The following is a 13,507-nucleotide window of genomic DNA, read 5'->3' on the forward strand; positions in this document are numbered from 1 at the left end:
CCCATGGCTGGCGCAGAAAAACATTATATCATGCCGCGTGCGGAGTTCGACAAACCGGTCAAGATCTGCATCGTGATGTCGCCCTATTACAAGGACATTGCCGATAACATGCTGGCCGGAGCCGTGGCCGAGATCGAAGCCTGTGGCGGCAGCTACGAGGTGGTCGAGGTGCCCGGCGCACTGGAGATCCCAACGGCCATCGGCATCGCGGAACGCATGAGCAATTTCGACGGCTATGTCGCGCTTGGTTGTGTCATCCGTGGCGAGACAACCCATTATGAAACCGTCTGCAATGACAGCAGCCGCGCGATCCAGTTACTGGGCCTGCAGGGGCTGTGCATTGGCAATGGTATCCTCACGGTCGAGAACCGCAAACAGGCAGAGGTGCGCGCCGATCCTGCGGATCAGAACAAAGGCGGCGGGGCTGCGGCTGCGGCCTTGCATCTTGTGGCGCTCACCCGTAAGTGGGGCGGCCAGCGCAAAGGCGTGGGATTCGTGCCCGACGCCGAGGAATATAAGCTCGCTGGCGAACTCAAGGACAACCCGACCGCATGACCCTTTCAGGCAACCAGAAACGCAAGATGAAATCCGCCGCACGTCTTTATGCCGTGCAGGCGCTTTATCAGATGGAACAGACCGGCCAGACCGTCGATCAGGTGCGGGTCGAGTTTCTGGATTTCCGCTTCGGTGAAGCGTTCGATGACTATGACATGATCGAAGGGGATGTCGCGCTGTTTACACAGCTGATCGGCGATGCAGTGAACCATCAGGCGCGGATCGACCAGATGACCGATCGCGCGTTGGTGGCCACATGGCCGCTGGGGCGAATTGATTCCACCCTGCGTGCCCTGTTCCGTGCCGCTGGGGCCGAACTGACCGAGGGCACCACCCCGCCCAAGGTGGTCATTACCGAGTTTGTTGACGTGGCCCGCGCGTTTTTTGCGGACGGGCGCGAGCCGCGTTTCGTTAATGCGGTGCTGGATCACATGGCGCGCGAGGCGAAGCCCGAAGCGTTCTGATGCATCGGGCGCACTTTTCCAGACAATCTTGTTAAGGTGCGGCGCGGGGGATCACCCAGTCCTCGCCCCGTGATGTCGTTACGTATTCCGGCCATCGGAAATTCAGCGGCGGATCATAGTCACAGAGCGGCGCGATCCACTCCGTGCCACCGATCCCGCCGCCGGTCCGATCGCGGAATTCGTCCTGCGCGCGCTGCAACGCACCGGCATCGCTCAAGAGATCAAGCGCGGTCATTGAAAGAACCTTGGCCGCGGTTTCAATCATCGGGTCAATACAGGCCGGATGGCCCCCAAGCGCATTCATCGCCCAGGCCGGATAGGCATAGCCCGCAGGGGCCGACAGGGCGGGACGCCCAATATAAAGGCGCACCGTGGGCGCGTGCCAGCAATACTCGGTGTAGTCGTCGGATGTGAAGTGCCGCTGGGTCGGCGGCAGCATCTGGCGCAGCGCCGCCTCGGCCTGTTCCGGTGGGGTGAGGTCCGAGATCATAGGCAGAAAGGGGGCGTCCATCGGATCAAGGCCCAGTTCGCTCTGGATTGCGCGGGCGAACTCTTTGGCAGCGTCCCCCCAGTCAGGGGCCCCCACGGTTTCAAGATTGGCGTAGGTCAGCTTGGCCATGGCGTGGTTGGGCAGACCGGGGCGCGATTTCGCCACCCAGTGCCGCCGCCACGAACAATGCGTCATCTGCGCCGCCGACTGGGCAAAATGGTCAAGGCCGCGGATGATATGGTCGGCCTCTTCTATCTCTGAAATGCGGATGAAATACTGGATCTGCGCGATCTGGGCCGGAATATTGTCGGCGGTGGCTTGTCCGTGGCTGAGGATGGTTTCGTTCATCGACCAGCTTTGACCGGGCGCCATGACATGTTCGCGCAGCGCCTTGGCCGACTGGTACATCATGACCATGGCATCGGTCGCACCGGGGGCGCGGGCGGCGGCATGGCTGGCCGGGATGGGCGAGTCGTCACTACCCGCCATCCATGTCTCGGGGTCGTCGCAGGTGAACTCATAGATCACCCCGTAGCCCACACCGCAATGCGTGTCCCAGCGCACCGTGTTGCACAGTGGCGCCATATAGAACGGATGAAAGGACAGGGCCGCATCCAGATCATCGTAATACCCGGCGGCCGCATGGATCGGCTTTGACCCGCGCAGTTTCTCGGCCGGCTCGCCGAAGAATTTCAGGCGGCCGGGAATGTTGTGCTGTTCCATGGCAGCCTTAGCGGCAAGAAATCCCCCCAGTGCCCCCATCCCGAGGGCTGAATGGGGGTCTGTATGCCCGCCCGCGTGCGGCCCCAGCCCCGGGCGCGGCATCTCACGCGGTTCTGCAGCCTGACAATTACCGGGGATGCCATCATATTCCGCATACCCGCCGATGGTCGGGCCGGGCCCGTTCTCCCACGTGGCGCAAAAGGCCGTGGGCATCCCGCCTGATCCTTCCTCGACCACGAATCCCTCGCGGCGCAGAAGATCGACATAAAACGCGGCGCTTTTGTATTCGCGCCACGCGGTTTCGCCGAAATCCCAGATCTGGCGCGTCCATTGCGACAGCTCGCCCATGCGCGATTCGACGGTGTCACAGGCGGTGGTCTTGGCCGGATGCATCGGGCACTCCTTTAAGATTTTGGATTTCCCGCAGCCTAGAGGCGACAAATCGCCGAGCGCAAGCCCGACTTCCGGGCATTGTCGGTTAAGGACGTCGGGAAACCTAAATTCAGGGAAATTGCCCTTGCCATATGCGGAAATCAGCATACCATAAGACAGAGTTAAGGGAGTTACCCTCATGCCGAAACTGATACGACTTTACATTACGCAGGTGATCGCGGGCTTTGGCCTCTCGGCGATCTTTGTCGGGCTCCTGCTTTATTTCAATGTCGCCAATCTGTGGCATCTGGTCAGCAACACCTCGGGCGGCACGGTTGCGGCCTTTATGTTGTTCATGCTGAACGGGATCGTGTTTGCCGGTGTGCAATTTTCGATCACGATCATGCGCATGGCGCAGGATGACACGCCCGGCGGCGGCAAGAAAGACGACCTGCCGGTGATGCCTGCACAATTGGTGCCGGTCAAGGTTGAGGCGCACAAGACCCTCTGAACAAGCTTACCACTCACGAAGAAAGCCGCCTCTGGTCAGAGGCGGCTTTTCTTTTGGTTTCATACGGTTGAAAGTGGCGGGCCCGCAAAACGCAACCGTGGGGTTCTCTCATTCCCGAGGACCTGTTTGCACAGGTGGGCGCCAGGTAACCAGGCCAGGACCAGGACAGAGCCAGCTCCCTCGGAATTATTTAAGGCCACCGGAATGCAACCGTATCACGAGAAGGGCAGCACCCGCCGAAGCTCTAGGTAAGGCGCATGGGCGATCACGGCAAGAGGGCGCGAGGCCGGAACAAGATTTATTTTGCTGAGGCTTGATTTTTGTTCACGAATTGTTCACGTTTGGGGCATGACTGAACTTTTACAGCCCGGACAGCTTCTCGCGCGTGGTGTCTCGCGTCACCTGCGTGGACATGGCTTTGTTTCCATTGAGGAATTTGTGCCCGCGCGCGGGTTGCGCGTGGATGTCATGGCGCTGGGGGCGAAGGGGGAATTATGGATCGTCGAATGTAAATCCAGCCGCGCCGACTTTCAGAGCGATGCCAAGTGGGAAGGTTATCTGGATTGGTGTGACCGGTATTTCTGGGCGGTGGATACCGAGTTTCCGACCGATTTGTTGCCGGACGAGACCGGCCTAATCATGGCGGATGCCTATGACGCCGAGATCATCCGCATGGCCCCTGAAAGCAAGCTTGCGCCGGCGCGTCGTAAGAAGCTGATCCAGAAGTTTGCGACTGATGCCGCGCGCCGGTTGCAACGGTTTCGGGATCCGAAGCTGCCGGCTCTTCCAGACGAGGTCTAGGCGCGGGCTCAGTCGCCGATCTTGCGGCCTGCGGCGGCGGCGGCCATGATCTCCTCGGCGATCTCCTCGGCTTCCTCGGGTGAGAAATCCATTGGAATTTCAATGCCATCCGCCTCGATAAACAGGCGGACAAACCCTTTGTCGGTAGGGCCGATCTGCAGGTTGGCCTCGATATCGCGTTCAGTGTTGATGCCCATGACGGTACTCCTCGTGTAAGGCTTTCGCCTAGCGTGAAACCAGGCGCTTGGCAAGCATCGCGCAACGGCGCAGCCCCACCAAAAACCTGGGCCGGAATGAGAAAAAAAGTGCGTTTAGGTGCTTGCATTCATCTGCGCTGGGGGCTAAATCGCCCTCAGTGCCGCCTTAGCTCAGTTGGTTAGAGCGCCTGATTGTGGATCAGGAGGTCCCCCGTTCGAGCCGGGGAGGTGGTACCACCCTCTCTTTCCCGAAAATCGCTAGTTGCCCTCTGTTTTGTGCGGTTTGTACAAAACTTTCCGGCGGTTCAGTCGATTTGCACATCCTGTTTCAACGCGCCGGTCATCTGGTCAAAGATCAGGATGCGCTGGTCGTCGGTCACAACGGCCCACCACCCCTGGCCGATGGTGATGGCGGTGGCGCTGACGCCGTGGGGCAAGGTGATCTGATCGGGCATCGTGGGGCCATCGTCATTCAGGCGGATGACAATCAGGGCGACAACCACTACAAGCCCGACAATCATGATGCCTGTCAGTCCCGTCACCAGCAGGCGCAGAAACCGCAAGTTCGCCGGTTCGACCGGTTCAGGAGTCTCTTCCATGGCAACCACCCTTGTCACGTTCCAGATCGCGGACAATCCGCCTGCGCGTCTTGATAAGGCGCTTTCGCGCGATGTGCCAGAAGAAGCGACCCTGTCACGCACGCGGCTGGCGAAACTCTTGGGCGAGGGGTGTATCACGGTCAATGGCGTGGTGGCCGACAACCCCAAGGCCAAGGTTTCCGAGGGGGATACGGTTGAGATCACCGTGCCGATTGCGGACGAATCCCATATCGGCCCCGAAGATATCCCGCTGGAGGTGGTGTATGAGGATGACGACCTGATCGTCATCAACAAGCCCGCGGGCATGGTGGTGCATCCCGCACCCGGCACGCCGAACGGCACGCTGGTCAATGCGCTTTTGCATCATTGCGGGGATAGCCTGTCCGGCGTGGGAGGCGTGCAGCGTCCGGGGATCGTGCATCGCATCGACAAGGAAACCTCGGGCCTGTTGGTGGTTGCCAAATCGGACAAGGCGCATCAGGGTTTGGCGGCGCAGTTCGAAAAGCACACGGTCGAGCGGTATTACAACGCAGTGGTTTACGGCGTGCCCGATGCCAACGACCCACGCCTGCGCGGCGTGAAAGGCGTAAATTTCGAGTCGGGCAACATCATGCGCATCACAACCCATCTTGCTCGCCACAAGACCGACCGCCAGAAGCAGGCTGTGCTGTTCCAGGGCGGGCGCCACGCGGTGACGCGGTCCCGTATTGTTCAGGCTTTCGGAAACCCGCCGGTGGTGTCGTTGATCGAATGCTGGCTGGAAACCGGCCGCACCCACCAGATCCGGGTGCACATGGCCCATGCCGGGCATGGGCTGGTTGGAGATCCCGTCTATGGTGGCCGCCGCAAGCTGGCCGAAAAGGCGATTGGCGTGGCGGGTGTCGAGGCCGTGAAAGCCTTTCCTCGTCAGGCCCTGCACGCCGCCGTTCTGGGGTTCGAACATCCCGTCACGGGTGAAAACGTCCGCTTCGAGGCCGAACTGCCCGAGGATATGCAGGCGTTGATTGGGGCGTTGCAAAGGGCTGAGTGATCAGAGCTGAGGACAGCCCCAGACCTTGGGTGGGGCGAGGGGCGGGGGCTTAATCACCCAGCGCGAAGGTTGCGCCAAAGGCAAACAGGGCGCCGCTGTTGCCGTTGAAATCCGGCGCGGGCACGACCTGCATGAACGCGTTGCGGTAGTTCACCTGAAAGGCGGGCAGGACAACGATGTCGGAACTGCCCAATGTCACGTCAAAATGACGGGCATTGTCGCCATAGTCGGCAAAACTGGCCACTGCGCCGAGCGCGACCTGTCCCACATCCCAGAACTTGCCCATGGAGACCATCGGCGAGACGTCCTCGTAACTGTTGAGAAAGGCACCTGCCGAATAGTCCAGGGTCCACAACCGGTCTTCCCAGGTCACAATCAGACCGGGGTTGAATTCGTTCCAGCTGTTCTGGCCGGGATTGGGGGGCGTCAGGTTATAGTGGTAGGACGCCAGCGGAATATAAAGCCTGTCAGGACGCAGCCCTTCGGCGGTGGCAATGGTGGCTGTCAGCGCCGTCAAAAGACACGCAATTACAGTTTTCATGGGGTTCTCCTGCCCGAAGACGTCTTGTTTACCTGCTTTTATGTCAATGAATCTGACAGAGAGACGCGGCAGTGTTGAGATGGGATTGTGGCATTTACGCGGTTTTCCTGCCGACGTTGCGCCGTTGTAACATTCCCCCTGCGCACAGCACATGCGCGTGAGCGCAATCTTGCACTACTGGAATTTCGCAGGGCGGATGTTCATAATGTCTTAAAGAAATCGTGCGAGGGGTTCTTGAAACCCCGTTAGCGCCAACCTATCTGAATGTTAACCTTTGTAACATCGTAAGGGGGGACATGATAATGAGTAACTACGCAAATCTCCCGGCCCCGACGCCGGAAGGCGGTTTGAACCGCTATATGCAGGAAATCCGGAAATTCCCGTTGTTGGAGCCGGAAGAAGAATACATGCTGGCCAAGCGCTGGGTCGAACAGGAAGATACCGAAGCGGCCCACAAGATGGTTACGTCGCACCTGCGTCTGGCGGCCAAGATCGCGATGGGATATCGCGGCTATGGCCTGCCGCAGGCCGAGGTGATTTCCGAGGCCAATGTCGGCCTGATGCAGGCAGTGAAGCGCTTTGACCCTGAAAAGGGCTTCCGTCTTGCAACCTATGCCATGTGGTGGATCCGCGCGAGTATCCAGGAATACATCCTGCGCTCGTGGTCCTTGGTGAAACTGGGTACGACCAGCGCGCAGAAGAAGCTGTTCTTCAATCTGCGGAAAGCCAAGGCCCGCATCGGCGCCCTCGAAGAAGGCGACCTGCGTCCCGAGAACGTCAAGCAGATCGCACATGATCTGGGCGTAACTGAGGCCGAAGTTGTGTCTATGAACCGCCGTCTGAGCGGGGGTGATGCGTCGCTTAACGCACAGGTCGGGGCGGCCGACGAAGGTACGATGGAATGGCAGGACTGGCTGGAAGATGAAGATGCCGACCAGGCCGCCGATTACGAGGCCCGCGACGAGCTTGAAGCGCGGCGCGAATTGCTGGCCGAGGCGATGGATGTGCTGAATGACCGCGAAAAGGACATTCTGGTGCAGCGCCGCCTGTCGGAAAAGGCCGTGACGCTGGAAGATCTCAGCGGTCAGTATGACGTCAGCCGCGAACGCATCCGCCAGATTGAGGTGCGCGCCTTTGAGAAGCTTCAGAAAAGAATGCGTGCGCTGGCCGCCGAAAAAGGTATGTTGTCCGCATCCTGAGTGATCTGCGCCCCCGCTTCGGGGGCGCAACTTTTTTCGAGGCCGGTTTGTCGCGCTGTTTCATCCATCTGCCCAAGCACCAGCTGCGCCGGGCCTCTCCTGACTCCAGGGGATTTTATGGGGACCTCTATCGTCACCTCGCCTCCGAGGGCGTGGATGTGCGGTTTTGCGAACGTGAATTTATCCGTGCGCATGAGACGTTTGAACCGGAGGCCTTTCATTTCGTGCACCAGGGCCTCGTGGTGCTGCCCAATGCGCTGAACACCGGGCCAAGCTACTTGCGCGATTTCTGGTATGCCGATCCGCGCGGGGTATTTGGGGAAAGTTCAATCCGCGACATGGTGTTTGACCCCGCCACCGTGCCCGACCACCGGGCCGAGGCCTTTTTCGGCTGGTTGCAGAAGCGGATTGCGAACAAGCGCCTGTCAAAACACACCCAACCGCAAGAGCGCGCCGCCTTCGGGCAGGGGCACGTGGCGGTGTTCCTGCAAGGGGACTCCCTTCCGGTGATGCGGGCCGCGCATATGAGCGAGGTCGAGATGGTGCAGGCCATTCTGGACGGGGTGCCGGACCGTGACATTCTGGTCAAACGCCACCCGCGCAACGAGGCGCCGGTGACATGGGCCGCGTTGCAGGACATGGCCCGCGGCACGCCACGTCTGAAACTGGTCGATGCCAACCTGCATGACATGCTGCAGGGTGCGGTCCTAAGCTGTTCGATCAGTTCGAGTGTCTCGGTCGAGGCAATGTTGCACCGGGTGCCCGCGATGGTGTTCGGGCGCACGGATTTTCACCATTGCGCCGTGACCATCGCGCGCCCCGAGGACGTCGCCGAGGGGTTTGAGCAGGCGCTCTCGACGGATTGGCCGTTCGAGCATTTCCTGTTCTGGTTCTTTCGCGGGCATTGTCTGGATGAACGCGCCCGCGACTGGTTTGGCAAGCTGAAAAAACGGATGACAAGTCTTTCGGCGTGAGCCCGCGACCTGCCTAGTTCAGGCGTTCGTGCAAAACGCGTAGCAGATTTTCTCCCATCACTTTGCGAATTTGCGCCTCGGTCAGGCCAGCATCCATCAGCGCCTGGGTCAACGCCGAGAGTTCCGACGTGTCAAAGGCGGTGCCGACCGACCCGTCAAAATCCGAACCCAGCGAGACATGGTCTTCGCCCACCACGTCGATCGCCGTCTTGATGGTTTTGGCGACACCTGCGGGGCTGTCATCACAGGTTACATCTGCCCAATAACCGATGCCGATCACCCCGCCCGTGGCGGCGATGTCCTGCATCAATTCATCGGGAAAATTCCTTTTCACAGGGCAGTTGGCATAGATTCCGGTGTGGCTGACGATGATCGGAATGTCGGTCATGTCCAGCACATCGCGGGCCACCTGCGGGCTGGAATGGGCCACATCAAGGACAAGTCCGCGCGCGGCAACCGCCTGCACGACCTCTCGGCCAAACTCGGTCAGGCCCTTGTTGCCGATCCCGTGCAGCGACCCGCCCAACTCGTTGTCAAAGAAATGCTGCAACCCGATCACCGTATATCCGGCGTCTTGCAAACCTTGCAGCTTGGACAGGTCGCCCTGCAACGGGTGCGCGCCCTCGATCCCCAAAAGGCCCGCCACGACGGTCTTGCCCGCGGCGCGGTCGGCCAGTACGGCGTCCAACTCCGCCCGCGTGGTCACCACGCGCAGCTGTCCCCCGGACCGGGCGGCGGCGTCATGCAGGCGGGCCGCCTGATAGCGGGCGCGTTCATAGAGTGACCCCCAGGTATCCACCGGCCAGAGTTGTCCCATCGCCAGAAGCGTGATGTTGTCCATCGCCTCGGCACTGTTTTCGTCATAGTTCTGACCGGCGGGCGATTTAGTGACGGCGGTAAAGACCTGAATGCCGACATTGCCCTCGATCAGGCGGGGCAGGTCCACCTGCCCACGGTCGGCGCGGTCAAGCGGATCGCGTTTCCACAGCAGGGTGTCGGCGTGCCAGTCCCCCACCAACATATCGGCATGCAGGGTGGCGGCGGCGTCGCTGACCGGATAGGGGGCATGCGGGGCCACGGGGTTGCGGGTGCTTTCCACGTATCCCGGCGCAAAGGCCAGGAAGGCCACGATGGCAACAAGTACCAGCCCGAGCAACCGCCCCAGCCATTTTCCGAATGTCCGCATGATATCCCCTCTGCATGTTGTCGAAGAAGCCTAGCGCGGGACGGGGCAGACACAAAGGCTGACGTCGCGCCCCTTGCGCAGTTGGCGGGATGGGCTAGGCTGGAGGTCTGGCAGACAGGAGCGCGATATGGCCGGAGGATGGGCGCGCGATGGCGCGGTAAACGAACAGATCGAGGCATCGATCAACGACGAACTTGCCCGCTTGAAGGCACAGAAAACACCCGTGGGCGAAAGCCTGACCCATTGTGCGGAATGTGACGAGGAGATCCCCGAAGCGCGCCGTCAGGCCGTTCCCGGGGTGAAACTGTGCATTGATTGCATGCAGGACCGCGACGGGGCGTTCAAGGCGCGCGGCGGGATCAACCGGCGCGGATCAAAGGACAGCCAGTTGAAATAAGCGGGTTGCGTTTGCTCTCCGTGCCGTATGGCCTACCTGAACAGCATCAGGGTGACACGAGGGCACATTGATGAGACTTTTTTCTGCATTTGCAATACTGGCAACTGTCGCAACCACCGCTGGCGCAACCGTTGCCGTTGATTTTTATGAAGGGGCGCCGAAGGATCGGTTTGCCATCACCAACCAGACCGGCTGTGCACTGCGCGATCTTGAACTTACGATTGATCTTGAAGGGTCAGGCGGCGCCCTGATCTTCAATGTGACAGGACAGGGGGCCGGCGTCGAGGTGTTTCAGCCGTTCGAAGTGGTTGCGGGGCGCGATGCGCTGACGGGTCTGCCAGAGGTTTTGGACGGGGACCGGCGCGTGACTCTGGCCATTGACACCTTGGGGCAGGGACAAACGATCGCCTTCACGATTGATGTGGATGACACGATCGGGGCGCGCGAAATCACGGTGACTGGTGCCGAAATTGCCGGCGCATCTGTGATGCTGCGTCAGGGCGCCATGCAGAGCGTTGCGCTATTCGACGATGCCGCAAAGGCACGCCTTGACGGCAATATGTGCCGCTCATGAAGAATGGCGGCATCGCTGTGTCGACGCCGCCATTCAGAAACTGTTTCTTGCAGGGCAAAAGGGCCGCAAGGGCAATGGGCGGCCGGTTTAGCCCTCCATCGCTTCCAGTTCGTCAATCATCTCCGAGATCATCGACAGGCCCTTGTCCCAGAATGTCGGGTCGGACGCATCAAGGCCGAACGGCGCCAGCAGTTCTTTGTGGTGTTTTGATCCGCCCGCCTTGAGCATGTCGAAATACTTGTCTTCGAACCCTTCCGCCCCCGAGGCATAGACCGCGTAGAGCGCATTCACGAGGCCGTCGCCAAAAGCATAGGCATAGACATAAAAGGGCGAGTGTACGAAATGCGGGATATAGGCCCAGAAGGTTTCGTACCCTTCCATGAAGTCAAACGCCGGGCCAAGCGATTCCGCCTGCACCGACATCCACAGCGCATTGATGTCATCGGGGGTCAGTTCGCCTTCGCGTCGCGCGGCGTGCAGCTTGCATTCGAAATCGTAGAACGCGATCTGGCGCACAACCGTGTTGATCATGTCCTCGACCTTGCCCGCCAGCAGGATTTTGCGTTGTTCCTGAGTCTCGGCGGCCTCGAGCATCTTGCGGAAGGTCAGCATCTCGCCAAACACGGACGCCGTTTCGGCCAGTGTCAGCGGGGTTGACGACAGCATCTCGCCCTGTTCGGCGGCCAGAACCTGATGCACGCCATGGCCCAGTTCGTGTGCCAATGTCATCACGTCGCGGGGTTTGCCAAGGTAGTTCAGCATCACGTAGGGGTGCACGTTGGTCACGGTGGGGTGTGCAAAGGCGCCGGGGGCCTTGCCGGGTTTCACGGCGGCGTCGATCCAGCCCTTGTCAAAGAACGGTTCGGCCAGTTCGCCCATGCGCGGGTCAAAGGCACTGTAGGCGTCCATCACCATCTTGCGGGCGGTCGGCCAATCGACGGTTTTGGTGTCTTCCATCGGCAGGGGTGCGTTGCGATCCCAAACCTGCATCCGGTCCAGCCCCAGCCATTTGCGTTTGAGTTCGTAATAGCGGTGCGACAGTTTCGGATAGGCCGCGACCACGGCGTTGCGCAGGGCCTCGACCACCTCGGGTTCGACATCGTTGGAAAGGTGGCGGCCGGTCTGTGCGGTCGGCATGTTGCGCCAGCGGTCGATCACCTCTTTTTCCTTGGCCGAGGTGTTGTGCACGCGGGCAAAGATCTTGATGTTTTCCTGGAAGACGCGGGCCAGTTCGCGGGCGGCCATCTCGCGTTTTGAGCGGTCCTGTTCGGTCAGGTAGTTGAGCGTTGCCTCGATGTTCAGGTCCTGCCCCTCCATGTCGAAGGTCAGGCCGGCAATGGTCTCGTCAAACAGGCGTTCCCACGCATCGCCCACAACGCCGAGGTCATGTAGGAATTTCTCCAGTTCATCCGACAGTTGATGGGGTTTCATTGCGCGAATGCGGCGGAACACCGGTTCATAGCGTGCGAGTTCCGCGTTTTCTGCAAAGGCCGCGGCCAGTTTGTCATCCTCCAGCCGGTTCAGTTCCAGCGTGAAGAACACCAGCGGCGTCGAGAAATTGGTCAGCGCCTCTTGGCAGTTCGACATGAATTGCGCGCGTTCGGCGTCGGTGGTCAGCTGGTAATACCGCAGGCCCGCATAGGACATGATACGGCCCGATACCTGGCTGATTTTCTCATTCCGTTGCACACATTCCAGCAGGCCTGCAGCGTCGAGATCGGCCAGCTTGCCTTCGTAATCGGCGGCAAAGGCGGCGCATTCCTTTTCGAGAAAGGCCAGATCGGCCTCAAGTTCGGGCGCGTCTTCGCCGGTGTATAGATCGCTCAGGTCCCATTCGGGCAGATCGCCAAGGTTGTCGGTGCCATGGCTGGCATTGGCGTCTCGTACGGGGAAGGGCTGGTCGCGCATGGGGGCCTCTGGTCTGGTTGGTATCATTGCTCGGATGACAGATAGGCAGACGGGGGCAGGGGGTGCAAGGGGGGGCGGTGAAATCCGGTTCCAGAGGGCGCGGAATTGGTCTAGGTCTTGGGTCAAGCGAAGGGAGAGAAAGACGATGAAATTTCTGCGATATGGCGAAATCGGTGCGGAAAAGCCCGGGGTTCTGGACAGCGAAGGGCGTGTCCGCGACCTGTCTGGCGTGGTGCCGGATCTGGTGGGCGCGGTGCTGGCTGATCTGCCCGAGGTCGATCCCGAGACACTGCCGCTGGTCGAGGGCACGCCGCGTCTCGGCGCGCCTGTGGGGCAAGTGGGCAAATACATGTGCATCGGGCTGAACTATTCCGACCATGCCGCCGAGGCGGGGATGGACCTGCCGAAAGAGCCGATCCTTTTCATGAAGGCGACCAGCGCGATTGTCGGGCCGAATGATCCGGTGGTTTTGCCGCGCGGATCTGTGCGTTCTGACTGGGAGGTCGAGTTGGGTGTAGTGATCGGCAAACCGGCGAAATACGTGACCGAGGCCGAGGCGCTGGACCATGTGGCGGGATATTGCATCGCCAATGATGTGTCAGAGCGCGCATTCCAGACCGAACGCGGTGGGCAATGGACCAAGGGCAAAAGCTGTGACAGCTTCGGGCCGCTCGGGCCGTGGCTGGTGACGCCGGACGAGGTGGGCGACCCGCAGGATCTGGCCTTGTCGCTGGATTTGAACGGCGCACGCATGCAGACCGGCAGCACGCAGGCCATGGTGTTCTCGGTGGCCGAGATCATTTCCTACCTGTCACAGATGATGACGCTGCATCCGGGCGACGTCATCGCCACGGGCACGCCGCCGGGCGTCGGCATGGGGATGAAGCCGCCGGTCTATCTCAAGGACGGGGATGTGATGGAACTGGAAGTACAGGGGCTGGGGCGCCAGCGACAAGAGGTCAAAGCGGACAGCTAACTGCCACCCT

At 60.5% G+C, this 13,507-nt stretch carries 16 protein-coding genes and 1 tRNA gene; 11 read left to right on the plus strand and 6 right to left on the minus strand.

What is annotated here, in order from left to right:
* Positions 1–3 precede the first annotated feature (3 nt).
* Positions 4–555, plus strand: coding sequence for a 6,7-dimethyl-8-ribityllumazine synthase (locus WNE31_RS14560; protein ID WP_349980660.1), 552 nt, complete (start codon positions 4–6; stop codon positions 553–555).
* Positions 552–1,019 carry a transcription antitermination factor NusB gene (gene nusB, locus WNE31_RS14565; protein WP_349980661.1) on the plus strand — a complete coding sequence of 156 codons (468 nt, stop codon included), beginning with the start codon at positions 552–554 and terminating at the stop codon, positions 1,017–1,019. Before WNE31_RS14560 ends, nusB begins: the two co-directional genes overlap by 4 nt.
* A gap of 31 nt (positions 1,020–1,050) precedes the next feature.
* Here the strand turns inward: nusB and WNE31_RS14570 are convergent, their stop codons facing one another.
* Positions 1,051–2,625, minus strand: a complete 1,575-nt coding sequence (locus WNE31_RS14570) for a zinc-binding metallopeptidase family protein (protein ID WP_349980663.1) — start codon at positions 2,623–2,625, stop codon at positions 1,051–1,053.
* A gap of 178 nt (positions 2,626–2,803) precedes the next feature.
* Here WNE31_RS14570 and WNE31_RS14575 point away from each other — a divergent pair, with 178 nt between their 5' ends.
* Complete coding sequence (locus WNE31_RS14575) at positions 2,804–3,115, plus strand: hypothetical protein (RefSeq protein ID WP_349980665.1); 312 nt, start codon at positions 2,804–2,806, stop codon at positions 3,113–3,115.
* Positions 3,116–3,463: 348 nt separating this feature from the next.
* Positions 3,464–3,916, plus strand: coding sequence for an MmcB family DNA repair protein (locus tag WNE31_RS14580; RefSeq protein WP_349980666.1), 453 nt, complete (start codon positions 3,464–3,466; stop codon positions 3,914–3,916).
* Between the two features lie 8 nt (positions 3,917–3,924).
* Here WNE31_RS14580 and WNE31_RS14585 read toward each other — a convergent pair whose 3' ends face one another.
* Positions 3,925–4,113 carry a DUF6324 family protein gene (locus WNE31_RS14585; protein WP_349980668.1) on the minus strand — a complete coding sequence of 63 codons (189 nt, stop codon included), beginning with the start codon at positions 4,111–4,113 and terminating at the stop codon, positions 3,925–3,927.
* Between the two features lie 160 nt (positions 4,114–4,273).
* On the opposite strand from WNE31_RS14585, the gene WNE31_RS14590 reads away from it, so the two are divergent.
* Positions 4,274–4,350 (plus strand) — tRNA-His (locus WNE31_RS14590).
* A 68-nt stretch (positions 4,351–4,418) separates the two neighbouring features.
* On the opposite strand, the gene WNE31_RS14595 is transcribed toward WNE31_RS14590, so the two are convergent.
* The gene (locus tag WNE31_RS14595) at positions 4,419–4,712 is read right to left on the minus strand and encodes a DUF6476 family protein (protein WP_349980670.1); all 294 of its coding nucleotides are present in this window, start codon (positions 4,710–4,712) and stop codon (positions 4,419–4,421) included.
* Between WNE31_RS14595 and WNE31_RS14600 the strand changes: the two genes are divergently transcribed.
* Complete coding sequence (locus WNE31_RS14600) at positions 4,711–5,742, plus strand: RluA family pseudouridine synthase (RefSeq protein ID WP_349980672.1); 1,032 nt, start codon at positions 4,711–4,713, stop codon at positions 5,740–5,742. The two genes, WNE31_RS14595 and WNE31_RS14600, sit on opposite strands and share 2 nt — an antisense overlap.
* Before the next feature lie 49 nt (positions 5,743–5,791).
* Here the strand turns inward: WNE31_RS14600 and WNE31_RS14605 are convergent, their stop codons facing one another.
* Positions 5,792–6,283 (minus strand): hypothetical protein, encoded by a 492-nt coding sequence (locus WNE31_RS14605; protein ID WP_349980673.1) that lies wholly within the window; start codon positions 6,281–6,283, stop codon positions 5,792–5,794.
* Positions 6,284–6,585: 302 nt separating this feature from the next.
* Between WNE31_RS14605 and rpoH the strand changes: the two genes are divergently transcribed.
* Positions 6,586–7,482, plus strand: a complete 897-nt coding sequence (gene rpoH / locus WNE31_RS14610) for an RNA polymerase sigma factor RpoH (RefSeq protein ID WP_349980675.1) — start codon at positions 6,586–6,588, stop codon at positions 7,480–7,482.
* Between the two features lie 47 nt (positions 7,483–7,529).
* Positions 7,530–8,456, plus strand: coding sequence for a hypothetical protein (locus WNE31_RS14615; protein ID WP_349980677.1), 927 nt, complete (start codon positions 7,530–7,532; stop codon positions 8,454–8,456).
* Positions 8,457–8,469: 13 nt separating this feature from the next.
* Here the strand turns inward: WNE31_RS14615 and WNE31_RS14620 are convergent, their stop codons facing one another.
* Entirely contained in the window at positions 8,470–9,642 is a 1,173-nt protein-coding gene (locus tag WNE31_RS14620) for a dipeptidase (RefSeq protein WP_349980678.1), read from the minus strand.
* Between the two features lie 127 nt (positions 9,643–9,769).
* Here WNE31_RS14620 and WNE31_RS14625 point away from each other — a divergent pair, with 127 nt between their 5' ends.
* Complete coding sequence (locus WNE31_RS14625; protein WP_349980679.1) at positions 9,770–10,039, plus strand: DksA/TraR family C4-type zinc finger protein; 270 nt, start codon at positions 9,770–9,772, stop codon at positions 10,037–10,039.
* A gap of 70 nt (positions 10,040–10,109) precedes the next feature.
* Entirely contained in the window at positions 10,110–10,613 is a 504-nt protein-coding gene (locus WNE31_RS14630) for an aggregation factor core (protein WP_349980680.1), read from the plus strand.
* A gap of 87 nt (positions 10,614–10,700) precedes the next feature.
* On the opposite strand, the gene WNE31_RS14635 is transcribed toward WNE31_RS14630, so the two are convergent.
* Entirely contained in the window at positions 10,701–12,521 is a 1,821-nt protein-coding gene (locus tag WNE31_RS14635; RefSeq protein ID WP_349980682.1) for a M3 family oligoendopeptidase, read from the minus strand.
* A 145-nt stretch (positions 12,522–12,666) separates the two neighbouring features.
* On the opposite strand from WNE31_RS14635, the gene WNE31_RS14640 reads away from it, so the two are divergent.
* Positions 12,667–13,497 (plus strand): fumarylacetoacetate hydrolase family protein, encoded by an 831-nt coding sequence (locus WNE31_RS14640; RefSeq protein WP_349980684.1) that lies wholly within the window; start codon positions 12,667–12,669, stop codon positions 13,495–13,497.
* The last annotated feature ends 10 nt before the right edge of the window (positions 13,498–13,507 follow it).

The sequence above is a fragment of the Shimia fortis genome (assembly GCF_040225985.1).
In the GTDB taxonomy this organism is placed as follows: domain Bacteria; phylum Pseudomonadota; class Alphaproteobacteria; order Rhodobacterales; family Rhodobacteraceae; genus Shimia.

Coding starts and splice junctions, on each gene's coding strand:
- WNE31_RS14560 (WP_349980660.1), top strand. CDS start 4: ATGGCTGGCGCAGAAAAACATTATATCATGCCGCGTGCGGAGTTCGAC.
- nusB (WP_349980661.1), top strand. CDS start 552: ATGACCCTTTCAGGCAACCAGAAACGCAAGATGAAATCCGCCGCACGT.
- WNE31_RS14570 (WP_349980663.1), bottom strand. CDS start 2,625: ATGCATCCGGCCAAGACCACCGCCTGTGACACCGTCGAATCGCGCATG.
- WNE31_RS14575 (WP_349980665.1), top strand. CDS start 2,804: ATGCCGAAACTGATACGACTTTACATTACGCAGGTGATCGCGGGCTTT.
- WNE31_RS14580 (WP_349980666.1), top strand. CDS start 3,464: ATGACTGAACTTTTACAGCCCGGACAGCTTCTCGCGCGTGGTGTCTCG.
- WNE31_RS14585 (WP_349980668.1), bottom strand. CDS start 4,113: ATGGGCATCAACACTGAACGCGATATCGAGGCCAACCTGCAGATCGGC.
- WNE31_RS14600 (WP_349980672.1), top strand. CDS start 4,711: ATGGCAACCACCCTTGTCACGTTCCAGATCGCGGACAATCCGCCTGCG.
- WNE31_RS14595 (WP_349980670.1), bottom strand. CDS start 4,712: ATGGAAGAGACTCCTGAACCGGTCGAACCGGCGAACTTGCGGTTTCTG.
- WNE31_RS14605 (WP_349980673.1), bottom strand. CDS start 6,283: ATGAAAACTGTAATTGCGTGTCTTTTGACGGCGCTGACAGCCACCATT.
- rpoH (WP_349980675.1), top strand. CDS start 6,586: ATGAGTAACTACGCAAATCTCCCGGCCCCGACGCCGGAAGGCGGTTTG.
- WNE31_RS14620 (WP_349980678.1), bottom strand. CDS start 9,642: ATGCGGACATTCGGAAAATGGCTGGGGCGGTTGCTCGGGCTGGTACTT.
- WNE31_RS14625 (WP_349980679.1), top strand. CDS start 9,770: ATGGCCGGAGGATGGGCGCGCGATGGCGCGGTAAACGAACAGATCGAG.
- WNE31_RS14630 (WP_349980680.1), top strand. CDS start 10,110: ATGAGACTTTTTTCTGCATTTGCAATACTGGCAACTGTCGCAACCACC.
- WNE31_RS14635 (WP_349980682.1), bottom strand. CDS start 12,521: ATGCGCGACCAGCCCTTCCCCGTACGAGACGCCAATGCCAGCCATGGC.
- WNE31_RS14640 (WP_349980684.1), top strand. CDS start 12,667: ATGAAATTTCTGCGATATGGCGAAATCGGTGCGGAAAAGCCCGGGGTT.